The following is a 24082-nucleotide window of genomic DNA, read 5'->3' on the forward strand; positions in this document are numbered from 1 at the left end:
CATGCGCGCGATCGTCGTGATGTTCGACAGCCTCAACAGGAAGTACCTGCCGCCCTACGGCGGGGAGGCCGACGTCTACGCCCCCAACTTCGAGCGCCTGGCCCGCCACGCGGTCACGTTCGACAACTGCTTCGCGGGGAGCCTGCCGTGCATGCCGGCCCGGCGCGAGCTCCACACCGGCCGGATGAACTTCCTGCACCGCGGGTGGGGGCCGATCGAGCCCTTCGATGACTCGATCCCGGCGATGCTCGGCAACGCGGGCGTGACCACCCACCTCGCCACGGACCACATGCACTACTGGGAGGACGGCGGCGCCACCTACCACACGCGGTACGGGACGTTCTCGTTGATCCGTGGCCAGCAGGGCGACCCGTGGAAGGGCCGCGTGCGCGACCCCGAGATGCCGGAGGGCAGCTCGCGGGTACGGCGCATCGGCACCTGGCGGCAGGATCGCATCAACCGGCCGTACATCTCCGATCATGCCGATCACCCGCAGACGCTCACCTTCGACGCCGGCCTCGAGTTCATCCGCGACAACGTCGCCGACGACAGCTGGTTCGTCCAGATCGAGACGTTCGACCCGCACGAGCCGTTCTTCGCTTCCGATCGATTCTCCGACCGCACCGACGCGGGCGGCTCGGACGAGGACGACTGGCCCGACTACATGCAGGTGCTCGAAGACGCCGAGACGCAAGAACGGATGCGCGAGCACTACCGCGACCTCGTCGTGCAGTGCGACGACTCGCTCGGTCGGGTGCTTGACCTCATGGACGAGAACGACATGTGGTCGGACACGATGCTCATCGTGTGCACGGACCACGGCTTCCTGCTCGGCGAGCAGGGCTGGTGGGGCAAGAGCGTGCCGCCGTGGTTCGACGAGACGGTGCACACGCCGCTGTTCCTCTGGGACCCGCGCGTCGGCGCGGCCGAGGCGCGCAGCGACGCGATCGTGCAGACGATGGATATCGGCCCGACGCTGCTCGACCTGTTCGGCGTCGCTCCCACCGAGCACATGCAGGGCCGCTCGCTGAGCACCGCGGTGCGCGGCGCTGCGGAGCACCCGCGCGAGTATGCGGTCTTCGGCGCGTTCGGCGGCCACGTCGGGATCACCGACGGGCGGTGGGTCTACCACCGCGCCTGCGTCGACCCGAGCAACAGCCCGCTCGAGGAGTACACCCTCATGCCCACCCACATGCGCGGGTTCTTCCACGACGCCCAGCTGCAGCAGGCGGAGCTGCACCCCGGGTTCGGCTTCACCCGGGGAAATCCCGTGCTCCGCATGCCCGGTTTCGCCTTCACATCGCCGTACCACTTCGGAACGCTGCTGTTCGACACCGAGAGCGATCCGGACCAGCAGGACCCCCTGGTCGATGAGGAGACCGAGCTGCGCCTGGCCGCCGCTCTGGTGCAGGTCATGCGCGACACCGAGGCCCCGGAGAGCCAGTTCCTCCGACTGGGCCTGCCGGCCGAGGGGCCGGTCACCGCCGAGCACCTGCTGTGCGAGCGCCAGGGGGAGATCGTCGCCGCATCGCGCGCCAGCGTGCCCAGGCAGGACGAGTTCCCCGATGCCCGCTGGAACGTGGGATGCACGGTCGACGCCCTGCTCGCTCACGGGCCGGCCCGGGAGATCATCTCCCGGCACGCCAAGAACCTCCAGATCGCGCCGTTCGGGGCGGTCTGCGGCGAGGTGAGCCTGTACCGGGCGGCGTCGATGATGATCGGCGTGCTGCCCTGGGACACGCTGCGCGTGATCGCCGGTGAGCTCGCCGCGCTCGATGACGAACCGATCAGAGAGGTCGTGCGATGACCGCCGCCCCCAGCCGTCCGAACATCCTGTGGCTCATGGCGGAGGACTACTCTCCCCGCCTCGCCGCCTACGGCGATGCGCTGGCGCGCACCCCCCATCTGGACCGGATGGCTGCGGAGGGCGTGCTGTTCGAGAACGCCTTCGCCGCGGCGCCGGTGTGTGCGCCGTCGCGCTTCGCCCTGATCACCGGCATGTATCCGGAACGCCTCGGCCCCGCACACCAGATGTCCTCGCGCGCGCTGGTGCCGGAGGACGTGCGCACCTACGCCGAGCTGCTGCGGGATGCGGGCTACTACTGCACCAACAACTGGAAGACGCACTACAACTCCGACCTCGAGGATCGTCCGGTGTGGGACGAGTCCAGCCCCGAGGCGCACTGGCGCAACCGGCCGGACGGGAAGCCGTTCCTGGCGGTGTTCAACCACCTCGGAACGCATGAGTCCACCGTGTTCGACGGGGAGATTTCGCGGGTTCGGCCGGAGGACGTCGAGGTGCCGCCCTACCTCCCCGACACACCGGAGATCCGTGCGGATCTGGCGCGCTACTACACCTCCTCCGACCAGATGGACGCGGTGATGGGCGAGTATCTGGCCGAGCTGGAAAGCGCGGGGCTGCTCGAGCAGACCGTCGTCATCTTCTCCTCCGACCACGGATCCGGCCTCCCGCGGTCGAAGCGGTTCCTCTACGACGAGGGCGTGCACATCCCGCTGGTCATCCGCCTGCCGGAGGGCGCCGCTGCGCTGGCACGCTACCCACGGGGCACGCGTGTGACCCCGGCGGTCGAGCAGGTCGACGTCACGGCGACGCTGCTGGAGATCGCCGGCGTGCCGCGACCGGACACGATGGACGGCCGTGGCCTGCTGGGCGAGGAGCCGAAGGGCATCGCCTTCAGCATGCGCAACCGGATGGACGAGCGCAACGACATGATGCGCTCTGCGCGGACCGACCGGTACCGCTACATCCGCAACTACGACACCGATCTGCCCTGGGGCCAGCACTACACCTTCGCCTGGCTCGCCGCGGCCTACCAGTCCTGGGAACGCGCCTGGCTCGAGGAGCAGTGCACAGACGCCGCGGCGCGATTCTGGAAGCCGAAGCCTGCCGAGGAGCTCTACGACGTCGTCGCAGACCCGCACGGCGTCGACGACCTCGCCGGGCGCCCCGAGTACGCCGGCGTGCTGGCCGAGATGTCGGAACGCATGGACGAGCGGATGCTGCGCATCCGCGACAACGGATTCATCCCGGAGGGCTCGGCACTGGAGGCCCAGCAGGCCGCGGGCGACGACGATCGCTACCCGATGCGGGAGATCATGGAGCTGGCCAGGCTCGCGGCGGCGCGCGACCCCCGGCACCTCGCCGCGATCGCCGACCGGCTCGACGATGACAACGAGGTGGTCCGCTACTGGGCCGCGACCGGACTCGCCAAGCTCCGCGCGGACGTGCGCCCCGCTCACCCGGTGATGGTCGCCCGGCTCCGCCAGGAGACATCCCCGTACGTGCGCGTTCCGCTGCTGCACGCCCTGGCCTGGGCGGGCGACGCGGACACCGCGGCCGAGGCGCTGCGGGGCGAGATCTTCGCGACCGAGAGCATGCCCGTCCGCGTGGCTGCGCTCAACGCGCTCACCGTGTTCCCGACCGAGAGCCCCGTGCGCGGGCAGGTGGGGCGCGAGCTGTATGAGGACGAGAACGAGTATGTGCGCGGAGCGGCGCGCTACCTCACTCACGTCGCAGACGGCGACTATGACCCCGGTCTGGTGCTGTTCGACATGGCGCGATTCCTGCCCCGTATCGCGCCGGTTTCGACAGTACGGTCCTGACCGGCCGGAGGCTCCGCGGCGCTCCTTTACTCCCCCAAGGGCGCCGCGGATGTCTCGGCGTGCGCGCCGCGCCGTGCGGCGGCGGGACGGGAAGAACCCGCGTGACGAACTGTGTCGTCCCTCAGCGGCCGGCCCGGCGCTGCTCGGCTATGTTTGCGCCGAACCGCCGCCCGGCAGACCCCGCACCGCCCCGAGGGAGCACCATGACCGTCGAAACCATCAGCCGCCTCAACGACGTCGACATCGCCGCTGTCGGTGGCCTCGTCGCAGCGATCCAGTCCGATGCCGCGAAGGCGCACACCACCTGGGGTGCCCGCGTGACCTGGACCGGGGGATTCACCTCGGAGGCCCGCATCCGCGGATTCGAGCCGACGCGTTCTGACGAGCCGGGCGGGCTCGGCGGATCCGACACCGCACCGAACCCGGTCGAGCAGCTGCTGGGCGCGCTGGGCAACTGCCTCGCGGTCGGCTATGCCGCCAACGCGACCGTCGCCGGTGTCCAGCTCGACGCGCTCCGTATCGAGCTCAAGGGCGACGTCGACCTGCACGTCTTCCTCGGGCTCGCAGATGGCCACGCCGGCTTCGGGGGCATCGAGGCGACGGTCTCGATCGACTCGGCGGCATCCCGGGACGAGCTCGAAGCCCTGCACGCGCGGGTCGTGGCCAGCTCGCCGGTCGGTCACACCCTCCGCAACGCGGTGCCGGTCGACATCCGCCTGGGGTGAATCGTCGACCCGCACGACGAGACCGCCGAGGCACAGCCTCGGCGGTCTCGTCGTGCGGGCGGACCCGCGGGCGCCGTGGCGCTCAGCTGATGGTGGGGTCTGTGGTGTCGCGACGGGTCGCGCCGCCCCGGGCGCGGGTCACCCACGCGAGGGCCAGGCTGACCAGGATGATGCCGGCGCCGAAGACGACCGCTTCCAGGCCCGGCACGTGGAACGCCAGGGCGAAGCACGCGAAGCCGCCGACGAACAGAACCATGAAGAGAATGAAGCTGCCGATCATCCGAGGGACCTCCCAGTAAGTCTTCCTCCATCGTCCCACACAACCGACCCCCCGTCCGCATCGGCCGGCGGTCGCCCCGTCCCGGCGACCGGTCCGTCGCGCCGCTGGCCGGGAGAGCGCGGAGCGGCCAGGATGGACGGATGCATCAGACCAACGACCTCGCGCTCGCCCGGGCCTCCCGCGTGCTCGAGGAGCGCCTGCGCCCCGCCATCCACGGACGGCCCCAGCCGGTCGACATCGCGATCCACGCGGTGGGCGGCGAGCCGATTCCGGTCGCCGTCGGCATCGCCGCCGAGTACCAGCCGGCAGCCGTCGGGGACGCCTGGGGGAGAGCCTGGGACACCACGTGGTTCCGCCTGACGGCCGTCGTGCCGCCGGCCTTCGCGGGCCGGCGCGCGGAGATCGTCTTCGACCTCGGCTTCGACATCAGCCAGACCGGCTTCCAGGCGGAGGGCCTCGTGTACCTCCCGGACGGCACGCCGGTTCGCTCCCTCACCCCCCGGGGCCAGTGGATCGTCGTCGGTGATCCCGTCGTCGGTGGCGAAGACGTGGAGCTCTACGTCGAGGCCGCGTCGAACCCGGTGCTGCTGGAGCTGGACACCACGCCCTTCCAGCCCACCCGGCAGGGCGACGTGCTCACCGCGAGCGCCCAGCCGCTCTACACGATCCGCCGGGCAGAGCTGTGCGTGTTCGAGGACGAGGTGTTCGAGCTGGTGCACGACGTGGAGGTGCTCGTCCAGCTGGCCGCGGAGCTGGACGACCACGACCCTCGTCGCGCGCGCATCCTGGCGGCGCTGGGCCGCGCCCTCGACGCCGTCGATCTGCAGGACGTCGCCGGCACCGCGGCTGCCGGCCGGGCGCTGCTGCGAGACGTGCTCGCCTCGCCCGCCGCCGGCACCGCCCACCGGGTCAGCGCGATCGGGCACTCCCACATCGACTCGGCATGGCTGTGGCCGCTGCGCGAGACGGTGCGCAAGGTCGCCCGCACCGCGACCTCCATGACGGCGCTGCTCGACGAGCACCCCGAGTTCGTCTACGCGATGTCGAGCGCGCAGCAGTACGCCTGGATCAAAGAGCACCGCCCGGAGGTCTACGCCAGGGTGCAGGCAGCGGTGGCGTCCGGCCGGTTCCTGCCGGTCGGCGGGATGTGGGTCGAATGCGACGCGGTGCTCCCCGGTGGGGAGGCGCTCATCCGCCAGATCGCCTACGGACAGCGGTTCTTCCGGGAGGAGTTCGGCGTCGAGTCGCGCGGTGCCTGGCTGCCGGACAGCTTCGGGTACGCCGCCGCGCTGCCGCAGATCCTGCGCGGCGCCGGCATGGAGTGGTTCCTGACGCAGAAGATGTCGTGGAACGCGACGAACACCTTCCCGCACCACACGTTCCTCTGGGAGGGCATCGACGGCACGCGCATCTTCACCCACTTCCCGCCGATGGACACCTATGCCGCCGAGCTCTCCGGTGCCGAACTGGCGCGAGCGTCACGGCAGTTCCGCGAGAAGGCGGTCTCCGATGTGTCCCTCGCCCCCACCGGCTGGGGCGACGGCGGCGGCGGAACCACGCGCGAGATGATCGCCAGGGCGCAGCGTCTCACCGATCTCGAGGGCAGCCCGCGTGTGGTGTGGGAGAGCCCGGACGACTTCTTCGCCAGGGCGATGGCGGAGCAGCCCGCCCCGCCGGTGTGGCGCGGCGAGCTGTACCTCGAGCTGCACCGCGGCACCTACACCACCCAGCACGCGATGAAACGTGGCAACCGGCGCACCGAGCGCCTGCTGGCGGAGGCCGAGCTCTGGTCGGCAACGGCGGCTGTGCGCGCGCGGCATCCCTACCCCGCGGACGCACTCGACGAGGCATGGCGGGAGGCGTTGCTCCTGCAGTTCCACGACATCCTGCCCGGATCGGCGATCGCGTGGGTGCACCGTGAGGCGCGGGAGCGATACGCCCGTCTCGAAGCCGCCCTCGAGACGCTGATCGGGGAAGCGCTCGGCGCCATCGGCGCCACCCCGGGCGCGGGGCTCGCGGCCAACGCGGCCAACGTGCCGCACCGTGGCATCGCCCCCGGCGCCATCGGGGTTCCCGCCGCAGCCCCCGAGATCACGGTGACGGAGGCCGATGGGATCTGGACGCTCGAGAGCCCGCAGCTGAGGGCCAGCATCGACGACCAGGGACACGTGGTCCACCTCGTCGACCGTGCGACCGGCCGCGATGCGGTGCCGGCCGGGGCGCGGGGCAATGTGCTCCAGCTGCACCAGGACTTCCCCAATGCGTGGGACGCCTGGGACATCGACGCGCACTACCGCGGCAGTGAACGCGACGCCGCGGGCGACGTGTCGGTGCGCCTGGAGGGGGACACCGTGGTCGTCGAGCGCTCCTTCGGCGCATCCGCCATCGTGCAGCGCCTGTCGATCGGCCTGGACGGGCGGGCCCTCCTCATCGACTGCACGATCGACTGGCATGAACGGGAGAAGCTGCTCAAGCTCGCCTTCCCGGTCGACGTGTTCACCGACCGTGCGCTCGCCGAGACGCAGTTCGGCTATCAGGAGCGCGCGACGCACGAGAACACCTCGTGGGACGCCGCCCGCTTCGAGACCCACGCCCAGCGCTGGTTCCTCCTCGAAGAGCCCGGATTCGGGGTGGCCTTCCTCAACGACTCCACCTATGGTTTCGACGTGCGGCGCGTCGACACAGCGGACGGCGTGGTGCAGAACGCGCGCTTCTCGCTGCTGCGCGCACCCCGCTACCCGGACCCCGAGACCGACCAGGGCGAACACCGGATGCTGTTCGGTGTCGCGGTGGGGGCTGATGTCGCGGTGGCCACCGCGACCGCCGCGCAGCTGAACGTGCCGCTGCGCGCGGTCGGCGGGCTGTCCGTCGCCCCGCTGGTGGAGTGCTCGGAGCCCGGCGTGCTGGTGAGCGCGGTGAAGCTCGCCGACGACCGCTCCGGGGACCTCGTCGTGCGCGTGCACGAGGCGCTCGGCGCGCGCGCCGGCGCGACGCTGCGGATCGCCGGCACCTGGCGCGACGCCTGGCACACCGACCTGCTGGAGCGGATCGACGGCGCAGCGGACGCCGCAGCGCGCCCCGTCGACGGCGGCGTCGAGGTCGACCTGACGCTGCGACCGTTCCAGATCGCGACGGTGCGGCTGCGTCCCTGATCCGCGCTGTCCCGGGCGGGGGCGCGCGATGACCGGTGGCAGGCCGGCGCACGCCCCCGCCTGCGCGGCGCCCGCCGACGGGCGGCGGATGCGGCATCCTGGAGCCATGGGGGAAATCTCACACGACGCCGGACCGGCGATCATCGCCATCGACAGCACACCGCGGGCATACGACTGGGGGGTGCGCGACGGCATCGCGCAGGCCATCGGGCGGGAAGGCACGGGCGGGCCGGAGGCCGAGCTGTGGTTCGGCGCGCATCCGTCCAACCCGAGTGCGACCCCGGGTGACGAGCGCTTCGCCGACCTCCACGCATGGGAGGAGGCCTCCGGGCGCCGCCTGCCCTACCTGCTCAAGCTCCTCGCGATCGACTCCGCTCTGTCGTTGCAGGCGCATCCCTCGCCCGCCGAGGCGGCGTCGGGGTTCGCCGCGGAAGACGCCGCCGGCATCCCGATCGACGCCCCGCACCGCAACTATCGCGATCCCTTCGCCAAGCCGGAGCTCGTCGTGGCCGTCGCGGACGGCTTCGAAGGACTGTGCGGCTTCCGCCCGACGGACCAGGCGATCGCCGACATCGAGGCGCTGGCCGCGCTCGCCGCGGACCCGGCGCCGTTCGACGCCTGGATCGGGCGGCTGCGCGACGGAGCGTCGGAGGCAGACGGCATCCGCGCCGCGCTCGGCTGGCTCCTCTCGGACGACGAGAGCGTTCACGCACTGATCGCGCAGCTCGTGCCGGCCGCCGCGCGCGACGCGGCGCGCTTCGAGCTCGTCGGACGCCTCGCCGCCGCCCACCCCGGTGATCCCGGGATCGCCGTTGCCCTTCTGCTGCACCACCTGCGGCTCGCGTCCGGAGACTGCCTGTGGCTGCCGGCGGGCAACATCCACGCCTACCTGCGTGGTCTGGGCGTCGAGCTCATGGGCCCCAGCGACAACGTGCTCCGGGGCGGGCTCACCCACAAGCACGTCGACGTGCCGGAGCTGCTGGCCGTCGTCGACACGACGCCCGGCCCGGCCTCCGTGCTCGTGGCAGAGCCGGAGGCGGCGCACGTGCGCGCCTACCGGCCGGCATCCGTCCCCTCCGGAGAGGACGTCCCCTTCGTCCTGCGCCTCGTCGAGGGTGACGCGCAGCTGACCGTGCGCGATGCGATCGCCTTCGTGCTCGAGGGTGCTTTCGAGATCCGGTTCGCCGGGGAGCTTCGCCGTCTCGGGCGCGGCGAGGCCGTGCTCCTGGCCGGGGAGGGCGAGGTCGCGGTCGCCGGGGACGGACGGCTCTTCCTCGCCTCCTGAGGCGGTCGGGCGGCGAGGGGATGCGACCGGAGGTCATCTCCGGCGCCGGGTGTCTCATGCGGTGGGTAGGGTAGAGCCGTTCCGGATGCCGGCGGCACGCGCGGCACCCGAGAGGACGCCGACGAGGGGAGTGCCCATGGCCACCGCCACCGCAGACCTGTACGACGAGTTCGGTGAGGAGTTGCAGTCCCTGTCGCTGCAGCTGCGCTCCTTCGGCGGTCATCCGGCCTTCTCCGGCCCGGTGCGCACGGTCCGCTGCTTCCAGGACAACGCTCTCGTCAAGGAGCTCCTGAACAGCCCCGGTGCGGGCGCCGTGCTGGTCATCGACGGCGGCGGATCGCTCGAGACGGCGCTCATGGGCGACATGATCGCCGAGAGCGCCGTGGCCAACGGCTGGGCCGGCGTGGTCATCCACGGACCGGTGCGCGACAGCGTCGCGATCTCGCAGCTCGAGCTCGGCGTCAAGGCCCTCGGCACGAACCCGCGCAAGAGCGCGAAGGATGGCATCGGCGAGGTCGACGTCCCGGTGGAGTTCGGCGGGGTGGTGTTCCGGCCGGGAGCGCGACTCTACGCCGATGAGGACGGCATCCTGGTCGAGCGCTGACGGCCCGGGCACCGTGACTGAGACCACGACGGCGCGCCGCACGCGCGACTGGCTCTTCCTCGTCCTGATCGGCCTGGCCGCCGGCCTCCTCTCCGGGTTGTTCGGTGTGGGCGGCGGCACGGTCATCGTGCCGCTTCTGGTGCTGCTCCTGGCCTTCGGGCAGAAGCTGTCCGCTGGCACATCCCTGCTCGCGATCGTGCCGACAGCGGCGGTCGGCGTCATCTCCTATGCGGCCCACGACGCGGTGGCGTGGATCCCGGCGCTGATCCTCGCCTGCGGGGCGGTCGTGGGGGCGCAGATCGGGGTGCGCCTGCTGCAACGGCTCTCGCAGCCGGTGGTCCGCTGGTGCTTCGTCGGATTCCTCGCGATCGTCATCGTGAGCCTGTTCGTCGTCGTCCCGTCGCGCGACGCGGCGTTCGACCTCACGGCGCTCACCATCATCGGCCTGGTGGTCACCGGGATCATCACGGGGGTCATCTCCGGGCTCATCGGCGTGGGCGGGGGCATCGTCGTGGTGCCGGTGCTCATGCTCGCGTTCGGCACGAGCGACCTGATCGCCAAGGGCACATCGCTGCTGATGATGATCCCCACCGCGATCTCCGGAACCATCGGCAACATCCGCCACCGCAACGTGGACATCCCCGCCGGCCTGGTGATCGGTGTCGCGGCGTGCACGACGACGGCGCTCGGCGCCTGGATTGCGACCCTCATCGACCCCCTCACCGGCAACATGCTCTTTGCGGCATATCTCGTGGTGATCGGCGCTCAGCTCGCGATGAAGGCGATCAAGGAGCAGCGGACGCAGCGCGGCGACGCGGCATAATCCCGAAGCGCGAGGGTCGCGCTTCGCGCTATCCGCCGAGTCCACAGGATATTCAGCTGCGAGCAGCTGAATATCCTGTGGACTCGGCAAGTTCGGGGCACGGCCTAGGATGAGACCGTGCCAGTGAACCCCGATCTCGTCGGCCGAGAGTTCCCGCCGACCGCGCCGTATCTCGTCGGGCGAGAGAAGGTGCGCGAGTTCGCGCGCGCCGTGTTCGCCGACGCCCCCCTGCACACCGACGTCGACGCGGCCCGTGCGCTCGGTTACGCGGATGTCGTCGCACCGCCGACGTTCGCCATGGTCGTGCAAGACCTCACCCTCCAGCAGCTCCTCGGCCAGCCGGACTCCGGCATCGAGCTCTCCCGCACGATTCACGGCGAGCAGCGCTTCACCTACACGCGTCCGATCGTCGCCGGCGACGAGCTCGTCGCACAGCTGCGGGTCACCGGCATCCGTACCGTCGGCGGCAACGCGATGATCACCAGCGAGGCCGAGATCACCGATGCCGCGGGCGATCACGTCGTCACCGCCACCGCGATGCTGCTGGTCGGAGAGGGAGAATGATGGCATACGTCGTCGGAGAGCAGATCGCCGAGCGGACGATCCCGCTCACCCGTGAGTCGCTCGTGCGCTACGCGGGCGCATCGGGCGACTTCAACCCGATCCACTACCGCGACGATGTCGCAGCAGCGGTGGGTCTGCCCGGCGTCCTGGCGCACGGGATGCTGACGATGGGGCTGGCCTCCTCCGTCGTCGTCTCCGCGATCGCCGCGGCATCCGGGGGCGCCGCGCCGCGCATCCTCGACTACGGCGTGCGGTTCACCCGTCCGGTCGTGGTCGACCCAGAGGCCGGCGCCGAGGTGACGGTGGTCGCCACGGTGGGCGCCGTCGACGAGACCTCCGCGCGCATCGACCTGACCGTCACCTGCGGCGGCACGACAGTGCTCGCCAAGTCACAGCTGCGCATCGCGCTCGACGAGGCGTGAGCGTGACGGAGGTCACGCCGATCCCGCTGTCGCAGCTCACCACCCTGCGCACCGGCGCGGCGCCGGAGCGCATGATCGACGCGTCCACGCGCGATGAGCTCATCGACGCACTGCGCACCGTCTGGGCCGACGGCGACGACTGGTTCGTGCTCGGCGGCGGCTCCAACCTGCTCGTGGGCGATGAGCCCTTCGCCGGAACCGTCATCCGGGTCCTCACCACCGGCATCGAGCGGCTTCCCTCGCCCCACCCCGGCCGGGCGCGCCTGCGCATCCAGGCTGGCCACGAGTGGGACGACGTCGTCGCGACGGCGGTCGCGCAGGGGCTCGCGGGCATCGAGGCGATGTCCGGCATCCCCGGCACCGCCGGAGCTGCCCCGGTGCAGAATGTGGGGGCGTACGGGCAGGAGATCCAGGAGACGCTGGTCGAGGTCGAGCTGATCGACGAGTTCACCGGCGAGGTGTCCACGGTGCCGGCGTCCGAGCTGGGCCTGGGGTTCCGCACCTCGGTGCTCAAGCAGCACTACGGTGATGTCCCGGAGCGCTCGGCGGTGATCCTGTCGATCACCCTCGACCTCGCCGATGTCGGCGACCAGGGTCGTGTGATCCAGGGGGAGCAGCTGCGCCGCGCTCTCGGGCTCGACGGGTACGACCCGGTGCCGCTCGCGTGGGTGCGGGAGCGCATCCTCGCCACGCGTGCCGCGAAGGGGATGCTGCTCGACGACGCCGACCCCGACACGTACAGCGCCGGGTCGTTCTTCCAGAATGCCGTCGTCCCCGAGGCCTTCGCCCGGACGCTCCCCGATGCCTGCCCGCGCTGGCCGGTCATGCCAGACCTCGACGCGGTGACGGTCATCCCGCTGCAGACGTGGGACGGTCAGGTGCCGGCTCCCGCGACGACCCGGCCAGACGTCAAGGTCTCCGCGGCCTGGCTCATCGAGCAGGCGGGGATCCGCAAGGGCTTCCGGCTGCCGCGCTCGCGCGCTGCGGTGTCGAGCAAGCACGCCCTCGCCCTCACCAATCGCGGCCAGGGGTCGGCAGACGAGCTGGCCGAGCTGGCGCGCTTCATCCAGAGTCGCGTGCATGCGGAGTTCGGGCTGCTGCTGCATCCCGAACCGGTGCTGATCGGCGTCGACCTCTAGCCCGGCACGAAAACAGGCGAAGAGCACCAGAACAGGCCAAAATCTGCAGAAATGGCCTGTTCTGGTGCTCTTCGCCTGTTTTGGCGCAGCGCCGTGCTTACGCGAAGAGGCGCTGGAGGCGCTGGACGCCCTCGATCAGCTGGTCGTCGCCCAGGGCGTACGACAGACGCAGGTAGCCGGAGGGGCCGAAGGCCTCGCCCGGGACGACCGCGACCTCGGCCTGGTCGAGGATGAGGTCGGCGAGTTCGAGCGATGTGGTCGGGGTGACCCCGCCCCACGTGCGTCCGAGGAGCCCGCGCACGTCGGGGTACACGTAGAAGGCGCCCTGCGGCGTCGGCACGTGCACGCCGTCGATCTTCGACAGCTCGTCGACGATCAGGCGGCGGCGGCGGTCGAAGGCGCGGCGCATCTCCTCCGCCGCGTCCTGCGGCCCGGAGAGGGCGGCGGCCGCGGCGCGCTGCGCGACGTTGTTCACGTTGCTGCACAGGTGCGACTGCAGGTTGCCGGCGATCTTGATGGCATCGGCGGGCCCCACCATCCAGCCCACGCGCCATCCGGTCATCGCATAGGTCTTGGCGACGCCGTTGACGAGGATGGTCTGACCGGCCACCTCCGGCACGGCCTCGACCACCGAGACCGCGCGGACACCGTCGTAGACGAGGTTCTGGTAGATCTCGTCGCTGATGATCCAGATGCCGTGCTCGAGGGCCCACTCGGCGATCGCGCGGGTCTCGTCGGCGGTGTAGACGGCGCCGGTGGGATTCGAGGGCGACACGAACACCAGAGCGGTGGTGCGCGGGGTGCGCGCCGCCTCCAGCTGCTCGACGGTGACCTTGTACTCCTGGTCGGCGCCGGCGAACACCTCGACCGGCACGCCGTCGGCAAGACGGATGGCCTCGGGATAGGTGGTCCAGTACGGGGCGGGGAGGAGCACCTCGTCGCCCGGGTTCACCACGGTCTGGAAGGCCTGATAGACGGCCTGCTTCCCGCCGTTGGTCACGATCACCTGGCTCGGCGAGACCTCCAGCCCCGAATCGCGCAGCGTCTTGGCGGCGACGGCCTCGCGCAGCACCGGCAGGCCGCCGGCGGGCGTGTAGCGGTAGCTGGCGGGGTCGGCGAGGGCGGCGGCCGCGGCATCCACCACGAACGGCGGGGTGGGGAAGTCGGGTTCGCCGGCCGCATAGGAGATGACGGGCTTGCCCTCGGCCTTGAGGGCCTTGGCCTTGGCGTCGACCTTGAGGGTGGCGGATTCGGCGATGGCGGAGAGCTTGCGGGAGAGCGGTGCGCGTTCTGTCACGTCTTCGAGCGTAGCCGGGTGATGGTGCCCACATCCACCGTCGGGCGGCCGCAGGTGGCCCGAGGACGGGCCGCGGCCTGTCACCGGAGCGCGCGTCGCCCGGTGCACTCGCGTGCCGGTGCCTGTCGTGGCCCCCGGATCCCTGCTTACGATGGCTGCATGGCGATCTCCCACGCCCCGATCCTGACCATCACGCCGAATCCCGCACTCGACGTCTCGACCTCGGTGGGGGAGGTGGTGGCAGAGCACAAGATGCGCTGCGGCCCGGCGCGCCTGGATCCGGGCGGCGGCGGGGTCAACGTCTCGCGCGTCGTGCGCAACCTCGGCGGCAGCTCGCTGGCGATCTACACCGTCGGCGGCCCGACGGGAGCCGCCTATCGTGAGCTGCTCGAGCACGAGGGCGTCGCCGGCCGGGTGGTGCGCATCGCAGAGAGCACGCGGGAGAGCTTCACGGTCGACGAGCACGCCAGCGGTGAGCAGTTCCGCTTCGTGCTCCAGGGGCCCCGCCTGAGCGAGGCGGAGGTGAACGCGCTGCTGGAGGCGGTGGACGACGAGATGCCGGCCGGCGGCTTCGCCGTGGCCAGCGGCAGTCTTCCGCCCGGGGCGCCGGCCGACTTCTACGCCAGGGTCGCCCGCCGGGCGCATCTGAACGGCAGCAGGTGCGTGGTCGATACCTCTGGCAAGGCGTTGCGCGAGGCTCTCGAGGAGGGGGTCTTCCTCGTCAAGCCCTCCGCACGCGAGCTGGGTGAGCTGGTGGGGGCGCCGACGGATGACGAGCAGAGTCTGATCGCTGCAGCCCATGAGCTGGTCGCGCGGCGGGCCTGCGAGGTGGTCGCGCTCACCCTCGGGGGCGCCGGCGCCGTGCTCGTGACCGCCGAGGAGGCGCTGCGCCTTCCCTCCCCGCAGATCGCGGTGCGCAGCACGGTGGGTGCCGGTGACAGCTTCCTCGCGGCGTTCCTGCTGCGGCTCGCGCAGGGGTCAACGATGCCGGAGGCGTTCTGCGCCGCCGTGGCCGCTGGTGCGGCGAGTGCCGCCCTCCCGGCCACGGATCTGTGCCGCCCGGACGCCGTGGCCCGCCTGGAGGAGGGCCTCGAACCGGTCGTGATCTGACCGGCCGGCGCTTCGCCCGGTCGCCGTGCCCTGCATCGCGCACGAGCACTCTCCGGCGCTGCGCAGGGCCGGGCGGACAGCACGATACGGCCGCGTGTGCGCGCCGGCGATAGTCTGCACTCGCGGCGATGGGCCGAAGGACCACGCGAGGACCGGAGGAGGCGGCATGGACCTGCACGTCGGAATCCGGCACGCACACCGCCCGGCGGTGGGCGGATCGGACGGCGGATGATGCCGGCCTTCGCCGACATCGCGCCGATCGCGTGGGTGCTCCTGGCCGGCTCGGCCGTTCTCATCGGGGTGTCCAAGACGGGGCTGCCGGGCATCAACACCATCTCGATCGCGGTGTTCGCCGCGATCCTCCCTGCCCGGGCGTCGACGGCCGCTGTGCTCCTGCTGCTCATCGTCGGCGACGTCTTCGCGCTCCTCAGCTACCGGCGTCACGCCGACTGGCGCGCCCTGGTCGCGCTCATCCCGGCCGTCGTGGCGGGGCTCGTGCTCGGTGCGGTGCTCCTCGCGTTCGCCGGCGATGCGTGGGTGCGGCGGCTGATCGGAGCCATCCTCCTCGCGCTCATGGCGTTCACGCTGTGGCAGCGTCGCCGCGCGGTGCAGCCGAAGCCCGGGCGGGTGTCGCGGCTGGTGTACGGGTCGCTCGGCGGGTTCACCACGATGGTCGCCAACGCCGGCGGCCCGGTGATGTCGCTGTACTTCCTCGCCGCCCGGTTCCCGGTGAAGGCCTTCCTGGGAACCGCCGCGTGGTTCTTCGCGGTCATCAACATCGTCAAGGTGCCGATCTCGATCGGGCTCGGCATCCTCACCGTCGACACGCTCCTGCTCGCCGTGGTGCTCGTGCCGGCCGTCGTGGTCGGCGCGCTGATCGGACGGTGGACCGCGACGCGCATCACGCAGCGGCTCTTCGAGGGCGTGGTGATCGGCGGAACGGTCCTGGGTGCGCTGCATCTGATGCTCTGAGGCCGGTGCCGCAGGGGCCCTGCCCAGGGGGCCTGAGCGCGGGCTCAGAGCACGGCGCGGCGTGCGGCCGGGAGCAGCGGGATGACGTCATGCGCGACCCTGTGTGACATCTCGATGCGGTTTGTTACCGTGCGGTCCCGGGGGAGCCGTGGCGCACCCCTAGCTTGGCGTGCACGGGATCCGCCGGGCACCTCGGCGCTCCCGACGCACAGTCCCCTGCTGTGCGCCGCACTCACCACCAGGAGCCGTCATGTCCACACCTCCTCCGCGTCGTCGCCTCGTCGCCGGCCTCGCCGCCGCGGCTGCGACCATCGCGCTCGCCGCGTGCGGCACGGCCGACGGCCCCGCGCCCGGGGCGTCCGGCGACCCCGCATCCGCTGGCCCCGTGCAGGGCGGCACCCTGACCTTCCTCGAATCGCAGGTGCCCACCTGCTTCTACGCCGGCGGGGGTGGGTTCTACCCGGTCGCGACGCTCATCAACCAGCTCGCAGACAAGCTCACCTACCAAGACCCGGAGACCCGTGAGATCACCCCCTGGCTCGCAACGGGCTGGGAGATCAACGACGACGCGACCGAGTACGTCTTCACCCTCCGCGACGACGTGACCTTCTCAGACGGCACGCCGCTGACGGCCGCGGTCGTCGCCCTCAACGTCGATCACTTCGGGTTGGGCGACGAGGCGCTGGGTCTGACCAGCCAGGAGTTCGTCTCCAACTACGTCGGCAGCGAGGTGATCGACGAGCACACCGTGCGCTTCACCTTCAGCGCACCGAGCCCTGGCTTCCTGCAGGCCACGAGCGTCGTCGGTGCTGCGATCGTCGCGGAGGCCACCGCGAGCCTGCCCTACGAGGAGCAGTGTCAGCTGGAGAACTACATCGCCTCCGGCCCGTTCACCGTCGCGAACATCGTGCCGGAGCAGCAGTACGACCTCACCGCACGCGAGGACTACGACTGGGCTCCCGCCGAAGACGACCACCAGGGCCGCGCCTATCTCGACGGCATCAGCATCATCGTCACCCCCGAGGACAATGTGCGCATCGGCGCGCTCACCTCCGGCCAGGCCGACGCGATCCGTGCCGTGCAGGTCTACGACGTCGAGAACGTCGAGGCGGCGGGGGCCACCGTGCACTATGCCCCGACCGCGGGGGTGAACCCGTCGCTCGCGCTGCGACCGGGGCACCCGATCCTCGCCGATGAGAGCGTGCGCACGGCCCTGCAGAAGGCCACGGACGTCACCACGGCGATCGAGACGATCTACCAGGGCCGCTTCGCCCCGGCGACATCGGTGCTCAGCCAGGAGGCGGCCGGCTATGTGGACCTCTCCGATCGGCTCGGCTACGATCTCGACGCGGCGATCGAGCTGCTCGAGGCCGCCGGTTGGACGCCGGGAGCAGACGGCATCCGGGAGAAGGACGGCACCAGGCTCGAGCTCACCACCTGGCCATCGGCGGTGTTCCCGCTCAACCAGCAGCTGGGCGAGCTCATCGCCGAGCAGTGGAAGCTCGCCGGGGTGCAGCTGAACATCGTCACCCCGGATCAGGCGACGCAGACCGCAGGAAACCGCGATCCGCTGCAGCTGCCGGTGAGCATCACCCACGTCGGCCGCGCCGACGCCGACGTGATCTGGTCGAACTTCGCGTCGAACTCGCGACGCAATGCGCTCGCTCTCACCCCGGAGGCAGGCGACGCGGTCCTCGACGAGATCCTGGGCGAGATCACCCGGCTGCCGCTCACCGAGCAGCGCTATGCCGCGTCGGCCGAGGCGCAGGAGTACCTCATCGACAAGGCGTACGTCATCCCGCTGTACGAGCTGCCCCAGACCTACGCCACCCGTGCGCACGTGCAGGGGCTCAGCTGGGAGGCCGTCGGCCGGGTCGATCTGACCGACGTCTGGCTCGACCGCTAACAGCGCCGTCCCCGCCGCCGGCTGCCGCGGGGACCCCGCGCACGACGCGGCCGGCAGCACGACCCACGACAGACGAGAGGAGAGCAACGATGGCGACGTACCTCACCGGCCGCGTGCTGCAGGCCCTGCTGGTGCTGTGGATCGCATACACGGCGACCTTCCTGCTGCTGTCCGTGCTGCCGGGAGACGGCATCATGATCAAGTTCGAGAACCCCGAGATGGGGCTCTCCAGCGAGGAGATCCGCGCGATCCGGGAGTACTACCGCGTGGACGATCCGGTGCTCCTGCAGTACATCCACGCCATCGCCGGGACGGCCAGAGGGGATCTCGGCTACTCGATCCAGAACGCCGTGCCGGTGCGGGAGCGCCTGGCCACCGCGATCCCGCAGACCCTCGCGGTGGCGGTGCCGGCCTTCGTGCTCGCGGTGCTGCTGGCCGCCGTGTTCGCGCTGCTGGCGGGCTTCGCCAGAGGGGCGTGGCTGCGGCGGCTCATCCAGGCGATCCCGTCTGTGCTGGTCTCGCTGCCCGCGTTCTGGGTCGGCCTGATCCTCATCCAGGTGTTCTCGTTCCAGCTCGCATGGGTGTCGATGATCAACCCCGGTCCGGTCGAGCAGCTCGTGCTCCCGGTCATCACCCTCGCGATCCCGATCTCCGCGCCGCTCTCGCAGATCTTCCTGCGCAGCCTCGATCAGGCCCAGCACCGTCCGTTCGTGCAGGTCGTGCAGGCCAAGGGGGCCACGCGCTGGTGGATCTTCTCCCGCCACACGGTGAAGAACGCCCTCCTGCCGACGCTCACCATGGCCGGGCTCATCTTCGCCGACATCCTGGCCGGCTCCGTCGTGGTCGAGACCGTGTTCGGGCGGCCGGGGATCGGGCGGCTGATGGCCGACGCGGTGGCCGCCCAGGATCTCCCGGTGATCCAGGCGGTGGTGATCATCGCGGCGGTGCTGTTCGTCACGGTGAACCTGCTCATCGACCTGCTCTATCCGATCCTCGACCCGCGGCTGCGCCGCCAGTGGAGCAGCGGTCGCGTGGACGCGGCGCAGACGGCGTCCGCGCCAGAGGGCATCGCCGTGGCCGACCGGACGAGGCCGGACCAGACGAGGCCGGACCAGACGAGGCCAGACCAGACGAGGCCAGACCAGAAGAGGGAGGTCGTCGGATGACCACGCTCACCCCGCCGACCGTGGCGGCGGCCGAGGCCGCGGCCGAGCAAGCGACAGAGACCGCCCCCGGCGTCCGCGCGTCCGGCAGCGTGCATCGCATCGAACGCCGCCGCCGCCCGCTGCCGTCGATCACGCTCGTGCTCGCCTGGGCGGTGATCGCGGTCGTCGTCGCGTGGGCGCTCGCCCCCGGGTGGTTCGCACCGATCGGCCCCTACGATCCGGCCGCCGCCGGGCTCGCCCCGCCGAGCGCGGCCCACCCCTTCGGAACGGACCAGGTGGGCCGCGATCAGCTCGCCCGGGTGGTGTTCGGCGCCCGCGAGTCGCTTCTGGGCGCCACGATCGCGGTGACCATCGGACTCGGGTTCGGCGTCGTGCTCGGCGCGATCGCCGGATCCACCGGCGGGATCGCCGACACCGTCGTCATGCGCGTCGTCGACGTTCTGCTCGCGGTTCCCGGCCTGCTGCTGGCTCTCACGCTGGTCGCACTCCTGGGCACCGGCACGGTGAACACGGCGATCGCGGTGGGCGTCGGCTCGATCGCCAGCTTCGCCCGACTGGTGCGCAGTGAGGTGATCACCGTCCGGGCGAGCGAGTACGTCGAAGCCGCTCACGGCTCGGGATGCGGGTTCGTCACGACCCTGTTCCGCCACATCCTGCCCAACTCGCTCCTGCCCGTGCTCGCCCTGTTCGCGTTGCAGTTCGGCGGCGCGATCCTGGCGCTGTCCACCCTCGGGTTCCTCGGCTACGGCGTTCAGCCGCCGCATCCCGAATGGGGGATGATCATCGCGCAGGGCCGCAACCTCCTCGGCGCCGCGCCCTGGGTCACCGCCTTCCCCGGCATCGTGCTGCTCCTGGTCGTGCTCGCCACCAACCGCATCAGCCAGTCCTGGGGGGTGCGCAGATGAGCGTGCTGAAGGCCACCGGTCTCGTCGTCGGCTACGAGACCCGGCGCGGACGGCTCATCGCCGTCGACGGCGTCGACATCGACATCCGCCCCGGCGAGACCGTCGCGCTCGTCGGCGAGACCGGATCGGGCAAGACCACAGCGGCCCTCGCCGCGATCGGGCTCCTGCCGCAGGGCGCCCGCCTGCTGGGTGGCACCGTGTCGGTCAACGGGGCCGACATCACCCACGCGCGCGGCGCGCGGCTCGAGCGCATCCTCGGCAGGGAGATCGGCCTCATCCCCCAGGATCCCACCGCGTCCCTCGATCCGCTCAAACCCATCGGCTGGCAGATCGGCGAAGTGCTGCGGATCCACGGCGAGCGCTCCGCCGACCGGATCGATCGGGAGGTGCGTCAGCTGCTCGACCGCGTGGGACTCGCGGACGGCGACCGCATCGCGCGCTCCTACCCGCACGAGCTCTCGGGCGGTCAGCGCCAGCGCGCGCTGATCGCCGGGGCGATCGCGCTGCGGCCGGCGCTCATCGTCGCCGACGAGTCGACCAGCGCCCTCGACGTGACCGTGCAGCGCCGGGTGCTCGACCTCATCGACGAGATCCGTCACGACGACGGCAGCGGGGTGCTGCTGGTCACCCACGACCTGGGCCTCGCCGCGGAGCGGGCCGACCGCATCATCGTGCTCCGCAACGGCCGGGTGGAGGACGCCGGCCCGATCGAGACGATCCTGGGCGGGTCGGCGGGGGAGTACACCCGGCTGCTCGTGGCCAACGCCCCCGCGCTGAACACCCCGCCGTTCCGGGCCCCGCTCGGCACGGCCGCGGGCCAGGGCGAGACACCGGAAATCGTCGTCTCGGGTCTCGGCAAGATCTTCGACGCCCAGCGCGGGACAGGAGCGGTCACCGCCGTCGACGACGTGTCCTTCCGCGTCGCGCGCGGCACGACCCACGCGATCGTGGGGGAGTCCGGCTCGGGGAAGTCGACGATCGCCCGCATCCTGGTCGGCTTCGAGCAGGCGTCCCGGGGAACCGCGACCGTCGCCGGGCAGGAGGTCACCGCGCTCGCGAAACGCGAACGGCGGGCGTTCCGCCGCAACGTGCAGTACGTCTACCAGAGCCCCTACGCCTCGCTCGATCCCGCGATGAGCGTGCTCGACATCGTCGCGGAGCCCATCATCCGCTTCGGTCTCGCCGGCCGGCGGGAGGCGAAGACACGCGCCGCTGCCCTGCTCGACCGCGTCGCCCTCGACGCCCGCTTCCACGCGCGCCGTCCCCGCGAGCTGTCCGGCGGCCAGCGCCAGCGGGTGGCGATCGCCCGCGCCCTCGCGCCGGAGCCCGCGGTGGTCGTGCTCGACGAGCCGGTCTCCGCCCTCGACGTCACGGTGCAGGCGCAGATCCTCGCCCTGGTCGAAGATCTTCAGCGCGAACGCGATCTGACCTATCTGTTCATCTCCCACGACCTCGCGGTGGTGCGGCGGCTGGCGGACACCGTCACCGTGCTGCGGCAGGGCAGGGCGGTCGAGCAGGGCGCGGTGCGCGACGTCTTCGCCTCCCCTCAGCACGAGTACACCAGAGCGCTGCTGGACGCCATCCCGCGGGTCGCGTTCGATACCTACGCCATCTGACGCCTGACATCCGCCATTCGAGATCTGAGAGCACCATGACCGCCCTGTCCTTCTTCACCCGGCTCCTCGACGACGTCAGCCCTGCCGAGCGGCTCCGTCTCGCCCTCGCCCAGATCGCGCACGCCGAGCGGCTCGGCTACGAGCGTGCGTGGGTCGCACAGCATCACTTCCGATTCGTCGAGGGCGGCCTGCCGGCGCCCTTCGTGTTCCTCGCCAACGCGGCGGCGCGCATCCCGCGCATCCGCCTCGCCACCGGCATCGTCACCCTCACCCTGGAAGACCCGGTGCGCGTGGCGGAGGACGCGGTGGTCGCCGACCTGCTCAGCGACGGCCGCATCGACCTGGGCGTCGGCAGCGGCACCCGGCCGGAATCGTTCGTGCCGTTCGGGTTGGATGCCGCGCACAAGGCGGCCGACTACCGCGGCAAGCTCGCCCGTCTCCACCGTGCGCTGGAGGGGGAGGACATCGGGGCCGGCAACCGGCTCTACCCGCACGGCGGCGAGATCCGACGGCGTATCTGGCAGGCGACCTTCTCGGCATCTGGCGGGATCTCGGCGGGGGAGAACGGCAACGCGCTGCTGCTGTCCAAGGCCCAGCCGCGCGACGCTGGCACGCGGCTGGCGTCGCTCGCCGACATTCAGATCCCGATCATCGAGGCGTATCGTGCGGCGCTCCCCGCCGGTGCCGCGCCGCGGATCGCCGCGTCGCGGGCGGTGTTCGTCGCCGATTCGACGGCCGATGCCCTGCGCCTCGCGGAGGCCGGGCTGGCACGGCTGCGAGGCCAGGCCGAGCTGCAGGGCCGCGAGCTCGACCTGCGGTCGCCCGCGTCGATCGCCGCGACGGCTGACACCTTCGTCGGCGACCCGGACGACATCGCCGCGCTGCTCGGCGCAGACGAGACGCTCTCGCACGTCGACGAGGTCGCCATCCAGGTGCACTCGGTCGATCCGGGGCACGAGCACATCCTGCGCTCCCTCGAACTCGCCGCGACCGAGGTGGCGCCGCGCCTCGGCTGGCCGGCGCTGCAGCCCGCCTGACCTGATCCGGCACCCGCCGGAACACACCCGCCGTCCGGCACCCGCCCGGACACCAGACCACCGGAGGAACGACATGCCCACCCTGCCAGACGACGTGATCGACAGGATCGCCGCCGTCACCCCCGAGCTCGACGCGCTGCGCCGGCGCCGGCCCGATGTGCGTGCGTACGCGCAGAAGTACTTCGCGTCGATCTTCGCCCCGGTCGACGACAGCGCGTTCTCCGTCGCCGACCGATGGCTTGTCGCCGCCTATGCGACGCGCCTCACCGCGGACGACGCCACGGCGGCGTTCTATGCCGATGCGGCGCGCGAGACCGACCCCGATGCCGCCGCCGCGGTGCTCGCCGCGGCGGCGGACACCGCCGCTCCTGGCCCCTACGGCGCGTACGCAGAACCCGGCCTGCAGGCCGAGAGCACCGACGGCCCCCGGCTCGACGCCGCAGACCTGCCCGGCATCGAGCCGCGCCTGGCCGCGGCCCTCGCCCACGCGCATCTCGTCACCCTGCGCCTGCGCGAGACCGACGGCGCATCGCACGACCTTCTCCTGGCAGCGGGGTGGGGCGCCGACGCGATCGTCACGCTCTCGCAGGAGCTGGCGTTCCTCGCCTTCCAGCAGCGCACCATCGCCGCGCTCACGATCCTGAAAGAGGTGGCCGCATGACCCGCACGTCTTCTGCCCAGGGAACCTATCGGTACGACCTGCCCCACCCCGACGCCTTCACCACCGAGGTCGTCGGCTGGGTGCCGTGGCTCGAGCCCCCGGCGAAGGAGGATCTCACGCAACGCCAGCTCGACGGCCTCATCGACGAAGCACGGGCGAACAGCGCGTACTTCCGCCTCCTGGCGCGCGATCCTGAGCTGCTCCACAACCGGACCAGGACCGACAAAGGCATCTTCTACAACGAGAACGCCGGAGCGCCGCGCGCCGATCGTGAGCTCGCGGCCGCGGTGGCGTCGCGGGTCAACGGCTGCGTGTTCTGCGCGTCGGTGCACGCGCGTTTCGCCGGGAAGCTGTCGCGGCGGGAGGACGACGTCGCGCGCCTGCTCGCGGACGGGCTCGACGCCGATCTCGGCGCGCGGTGGAACGCGGTGAAGGATGCCGCGGCCGCGCTCACACGCACGCCGCTCGCGCTGACCGCTGATCATGTGCTCGCGCTGCGGGATGCCGGCCTCGACGACCTCGCGATCCTCGACGTGCTTCAGGGCGCGGCGTTCTTCAACAACGCGAACCGCCTGATGCTGACCCTCGGCCGTGCCGTAGCCCCCGGCGTGCCGCTGGACTGACCGCTGCGTATCGGCCCCAGCGCGCCGAGCGCGCTGCGCGCGTGCCGAGTCACCAGGATTTTCCGGTGGGGGGTGGGGGCACCCGCGAGTGTGTACACCCCCCCCACGGAGAATTCTGTTGTGTCGGGGTGAGGAGGGGGGCAGGGGGGGAAAAGGGGGTGGGGGAAGAGG

The 24082-nt window shown here is 71.4% G+C and carries 21 protein-coding genes; 19 read left to right on the top strand and 2 right to left on the bottom strand.

What is annotated here, in order from left to right:
- The first annotated feature begins 1 nt into the window (after nt 1).
- The 3 genes from AC3RXY_RS13585 to AC3RXY_RS13595 all read left to right on the top strand — a co-directional run bounded on the left by AC3RXY_RS13585 (nt 2) and on the right by AC3RXY_RS13595 (nt 4349).
- Nucleotides 2-1807 carry a sulfatase family protein gene (locus AC3RXY_RS13585; protein WP_491511454.1) on the top strand — a complete coding sequence of 602 codons (1806 nt, stop codon included), beginning with the start codon at nt 2-4 and terminating at the stop codon, nt 1805-1807.
- On the top strand, nt 1804-3624 hold the full coding sequence (locus AC3RXY_RS13590; RefSeq protein WP_491511455.1) for a sulfatase-like hydrolase/transferase: 1821 nt from the start codon (nt 1804-1806) through the stop codon (nt 3622-3624). Before AC3RXY_RS13585 ends, AC3RXY_RS13590 begins: the two co-directional genes overlap by 4 nt.
- A gap of 203 nt (nt 3625-3827) precedes the next feature.
- Nucleotides 3828-4349 (top strand): OsmC family protein, encoded by a 522-nt coding sequence (locus AC3RXY_RS13595; protein ID WP_491511456.1) that lies wholly within the window; start codon nt 3828-3830, stop codon nt 4347-4349.
- An 82-nt stretch (nt 4350-4431) separates the two neighbouring features.
- Here the strand turns inward: AC3RXY_RS13595 and AC3RXY_RS13600 are convergent, their stop codons facing one another.
- A complete protein-coding gene (locus tag AC3RXY_RS13600) occupies nt 4432-4629 on the bottom strand; it encodes a hypothetical protein (RefSeq protein WP_491511457.1) in 198 nt (65 codons plus the stop codon).
- 140 nt (nt 4630-4769) lie between these two features.
- Here AC3RXY_RS13600 and AC3RXY_RS13605 point away from each other — a divergent pair, with 140 nt between their 5' ends.
- The 7 genes from AC3RXY_RS13605 (at nt 4770) to AC3RXY_RS13635 (ending at nt 12618) form a co-directional block, all read left to right on the top strand.
- Nucleotides 4770-7781, top strand: a complete 3012-nt coding sequence (locus AC3RXY_RS13605) for an alpha-mannosidase (protein ID WP_491511458.1) — start codon at nt 4770-4772, stop codon at nt 7779-7781.
- 106 nt (nt 7782-7887) lie between these two features.
- Complete coding sequence (gene manA, locus AC3RXY_RS13610) at nt 7888-9066, top strand: mannose-6-phosphate isomerase, class I (protein WP_491511459.1); 1179 nt, start codon at nt 7888-7890, stop codon at nt 9064-9066.
- A 136-nt stretch (nt 9067-9202) separates the two neighbouring features.
- Nucleotides 9203-9670 carry a ribonuclease E activity regulator RraA gene (gene rraA / locus AC3RXY_RS13615; protein ID WP_491511460.1) on the top strand — a complete coding sequence of 156 codons (468 nt, stop codon included), beginning with the start codon at nt 9203-9205 and terminating at the stop codon, nt 9668-9670.
- Nucleotides 9642-10493, top strand: coding sequence for a sulfite exporter TauE/SafE family protein (locus AC3RXY_RS13620; protein WP_491511461.1), 852 nt, complete (start codon nt 9642-9644; stop codon nt 10491-10493). The genes rraA and AC3RXY_RS13620 overlap by 29 nt, the downstream gene beginning before the upstream one ends.
- A 117-nt stretch (nt 10494-10610) precedes the next feature.
- Nucleotides 10611-11057 carry an FAS1-like dehydratase domain-containing protein gene (locus AC3RXY_RS13625; protein ID WP_491511462.1) on the top strand — a complete coding sequence of 149 codons (447 nt, stop codon included), beginning with the start codon at nt 10611-10613 and terminating at the stop codon, nt 11055-11057.
- Entirely contained in the window at nt 11054-11479 is a 426-nt protein-coding gene (locus AC3RXY_RS13630; RefSeq protein WP_491511463.1) for a MaoC/PaaZ C-terminal domain-containing protein, read from the top strand. The genes AC3RXY_RS13625 and AC3RXY_RS13630 overlap by 4 nt, the downstream gene beginning before the upstream one ends.
- 2 nt (nt 11480-11481) lie before the next feature.
- The gene (locus AC3RXY_RS13635) at nt 11482-12618 is read left to right on the top strand and encodes a UDP-N-acetylmuramate dehydrogenase (RefSeq protein ID WP_491511464.1); all 1137 of its coding nucleotides are present in this window, start codon (nt 11482-11484) and stop codon (nt 12616-12618) included.
- Nucleotides 12619-12715: 97 nt separating this feature from the next.
- On the opposite strand, the gene AC3RXY_RS13640 is transcribed toward AC3RXY_RS13635, so the two are convergent.
- Nucleotides 12716-13915, bottom strand: coding sequence for a pyridoxal phosphate-dependent aminotransferase (locus tag AC3RXY_RS13640; protein WP_491511465.1), 1200 nt, complete (start codon nt 13913-13915; stop codon nt 12716-12718).
- 159 nt (nt 13916-14074) lie between these two features.
- Between AC3RXY_RS13640 and AC3RXY_RS13645 the strand changes: the two genes are divergently transcribed.
- The 9 genes from AC3RXY_RS13645 (at nt 14075) to AC3RXY_RS13685 (ending at nt 23911) form a co-directional block, all read left to right on the top strand.
- Complete coding sequence (locus AC3RXY_RS13645; RefSeq protein WP_491511466.1) at nt 14075-15025, top strand: 1-phosphofructokinase family hexose kinase; 951 nt, start codon at nt 14075-14077, stop codon at nt 15023-15025.
- 231 nt (nt 15026-15256) lie between these two features.
- Nucleotides 15257-15997, top strand: a complete 741-nt coding sequence (locus AC3RXY_RS13650; protein ID WP_491511509.1) for a sulfite exporter TauE/SafE family protein — start codon at nt 15257-15259, stop codon at nt 15995-15997.
- Nucleotides 15998-16247: 250 nt separating this feature from the next.
- Nucleotides 16248-17903, top strand: a complete 1656-nt coding sequence (locus AC3RXY_RS13655) for a TIGR04028 family ABC transporter substrate-binding protein (RefSeq protein ID WP_491511467.1) — start codon at nt 16248-16250, stop codon at nt 17901-17903.
- Nucleotides 17904-17992: 89 nt separating this feature from the next.
- Complete coding sequence (locus AC3RXY_RS13660; protein WP_491511468.1) at nt 17993-19069, top strand: ABC transporter permease; 1077 nt, start codon at nt 17993-17995, stop codon at nt 19067-19069.
- Nucleotides 19066-19974 (top strand): ABC transporter permease, encoded by a 909-nt coding sequence (locus AC3RXY_RS13665; RefSeq protein WP_491511469.1) that lies wholly within the window; start codon nt 19066-19068, stop codon nt 19972-19974. Before AC3RXY_RS13660 ends, AC3RXY_RS13665 begins: the two co-directional genes overlap by 4 nt.
- Nucleotides 19971-21590 (top strand): ABC transporter ATP-binding protein, encoded by a 1620-nt coding sequence (locus AC3RXY_RS13670; protein ID WP_491511470.1) that lies wholly within the window; start codon nt 19971-19973, stop codon nt 21588-21590. The genes AC3RXY_RS13665 and AC3RXY_RS13670 overlap by 4 nt, the downstream gene beginning before the upstream one ends.
- A 35-nt stretch (nt 21591-21625) precedes the next feature.
- Complete coding sequence (locus AC3RXY_RS13675) at nt 21626-22627, top strand: putative FMN-dependent luciferase-like monooxygenase (RefSeq protein ID WP_491511471.1); 1002 nt, start codon at nt 21626-21628, stop codon at nt 22625-22627.
- A gap of 73 nt (nt 22628-22700) precedes the next feature.
- Nucleotides 22701-23288, top strand: a complete 588-nt coding sequence (locus tag AC3RXY_RS13680; RefSeq protein WP_491511472.1) for a CMD domain protein — start codon at nt 22701-22703, stop codon at nt 23286-23288.
- A complete protein-coding gene (locus tag AC3RXY_RS13685; protein ID WP_491511473.1) occupies nt 23285-23911 on the top strand; it encodes an alkylhydroperoxidase domain protein in 627 nt (208 codons plus the stop codon). The genes AC3RXY_RS13680 and AC3RXY_RS13685 overlap by 4 nt, the downstream gene beginning before the upstream one ends.
- Nucleotides 23912-24082: the final 171 nt, after the last annotated feature.

The sequence above is a fragment of the Microbacterium longlingense genome (assembly GCF_058349825.2).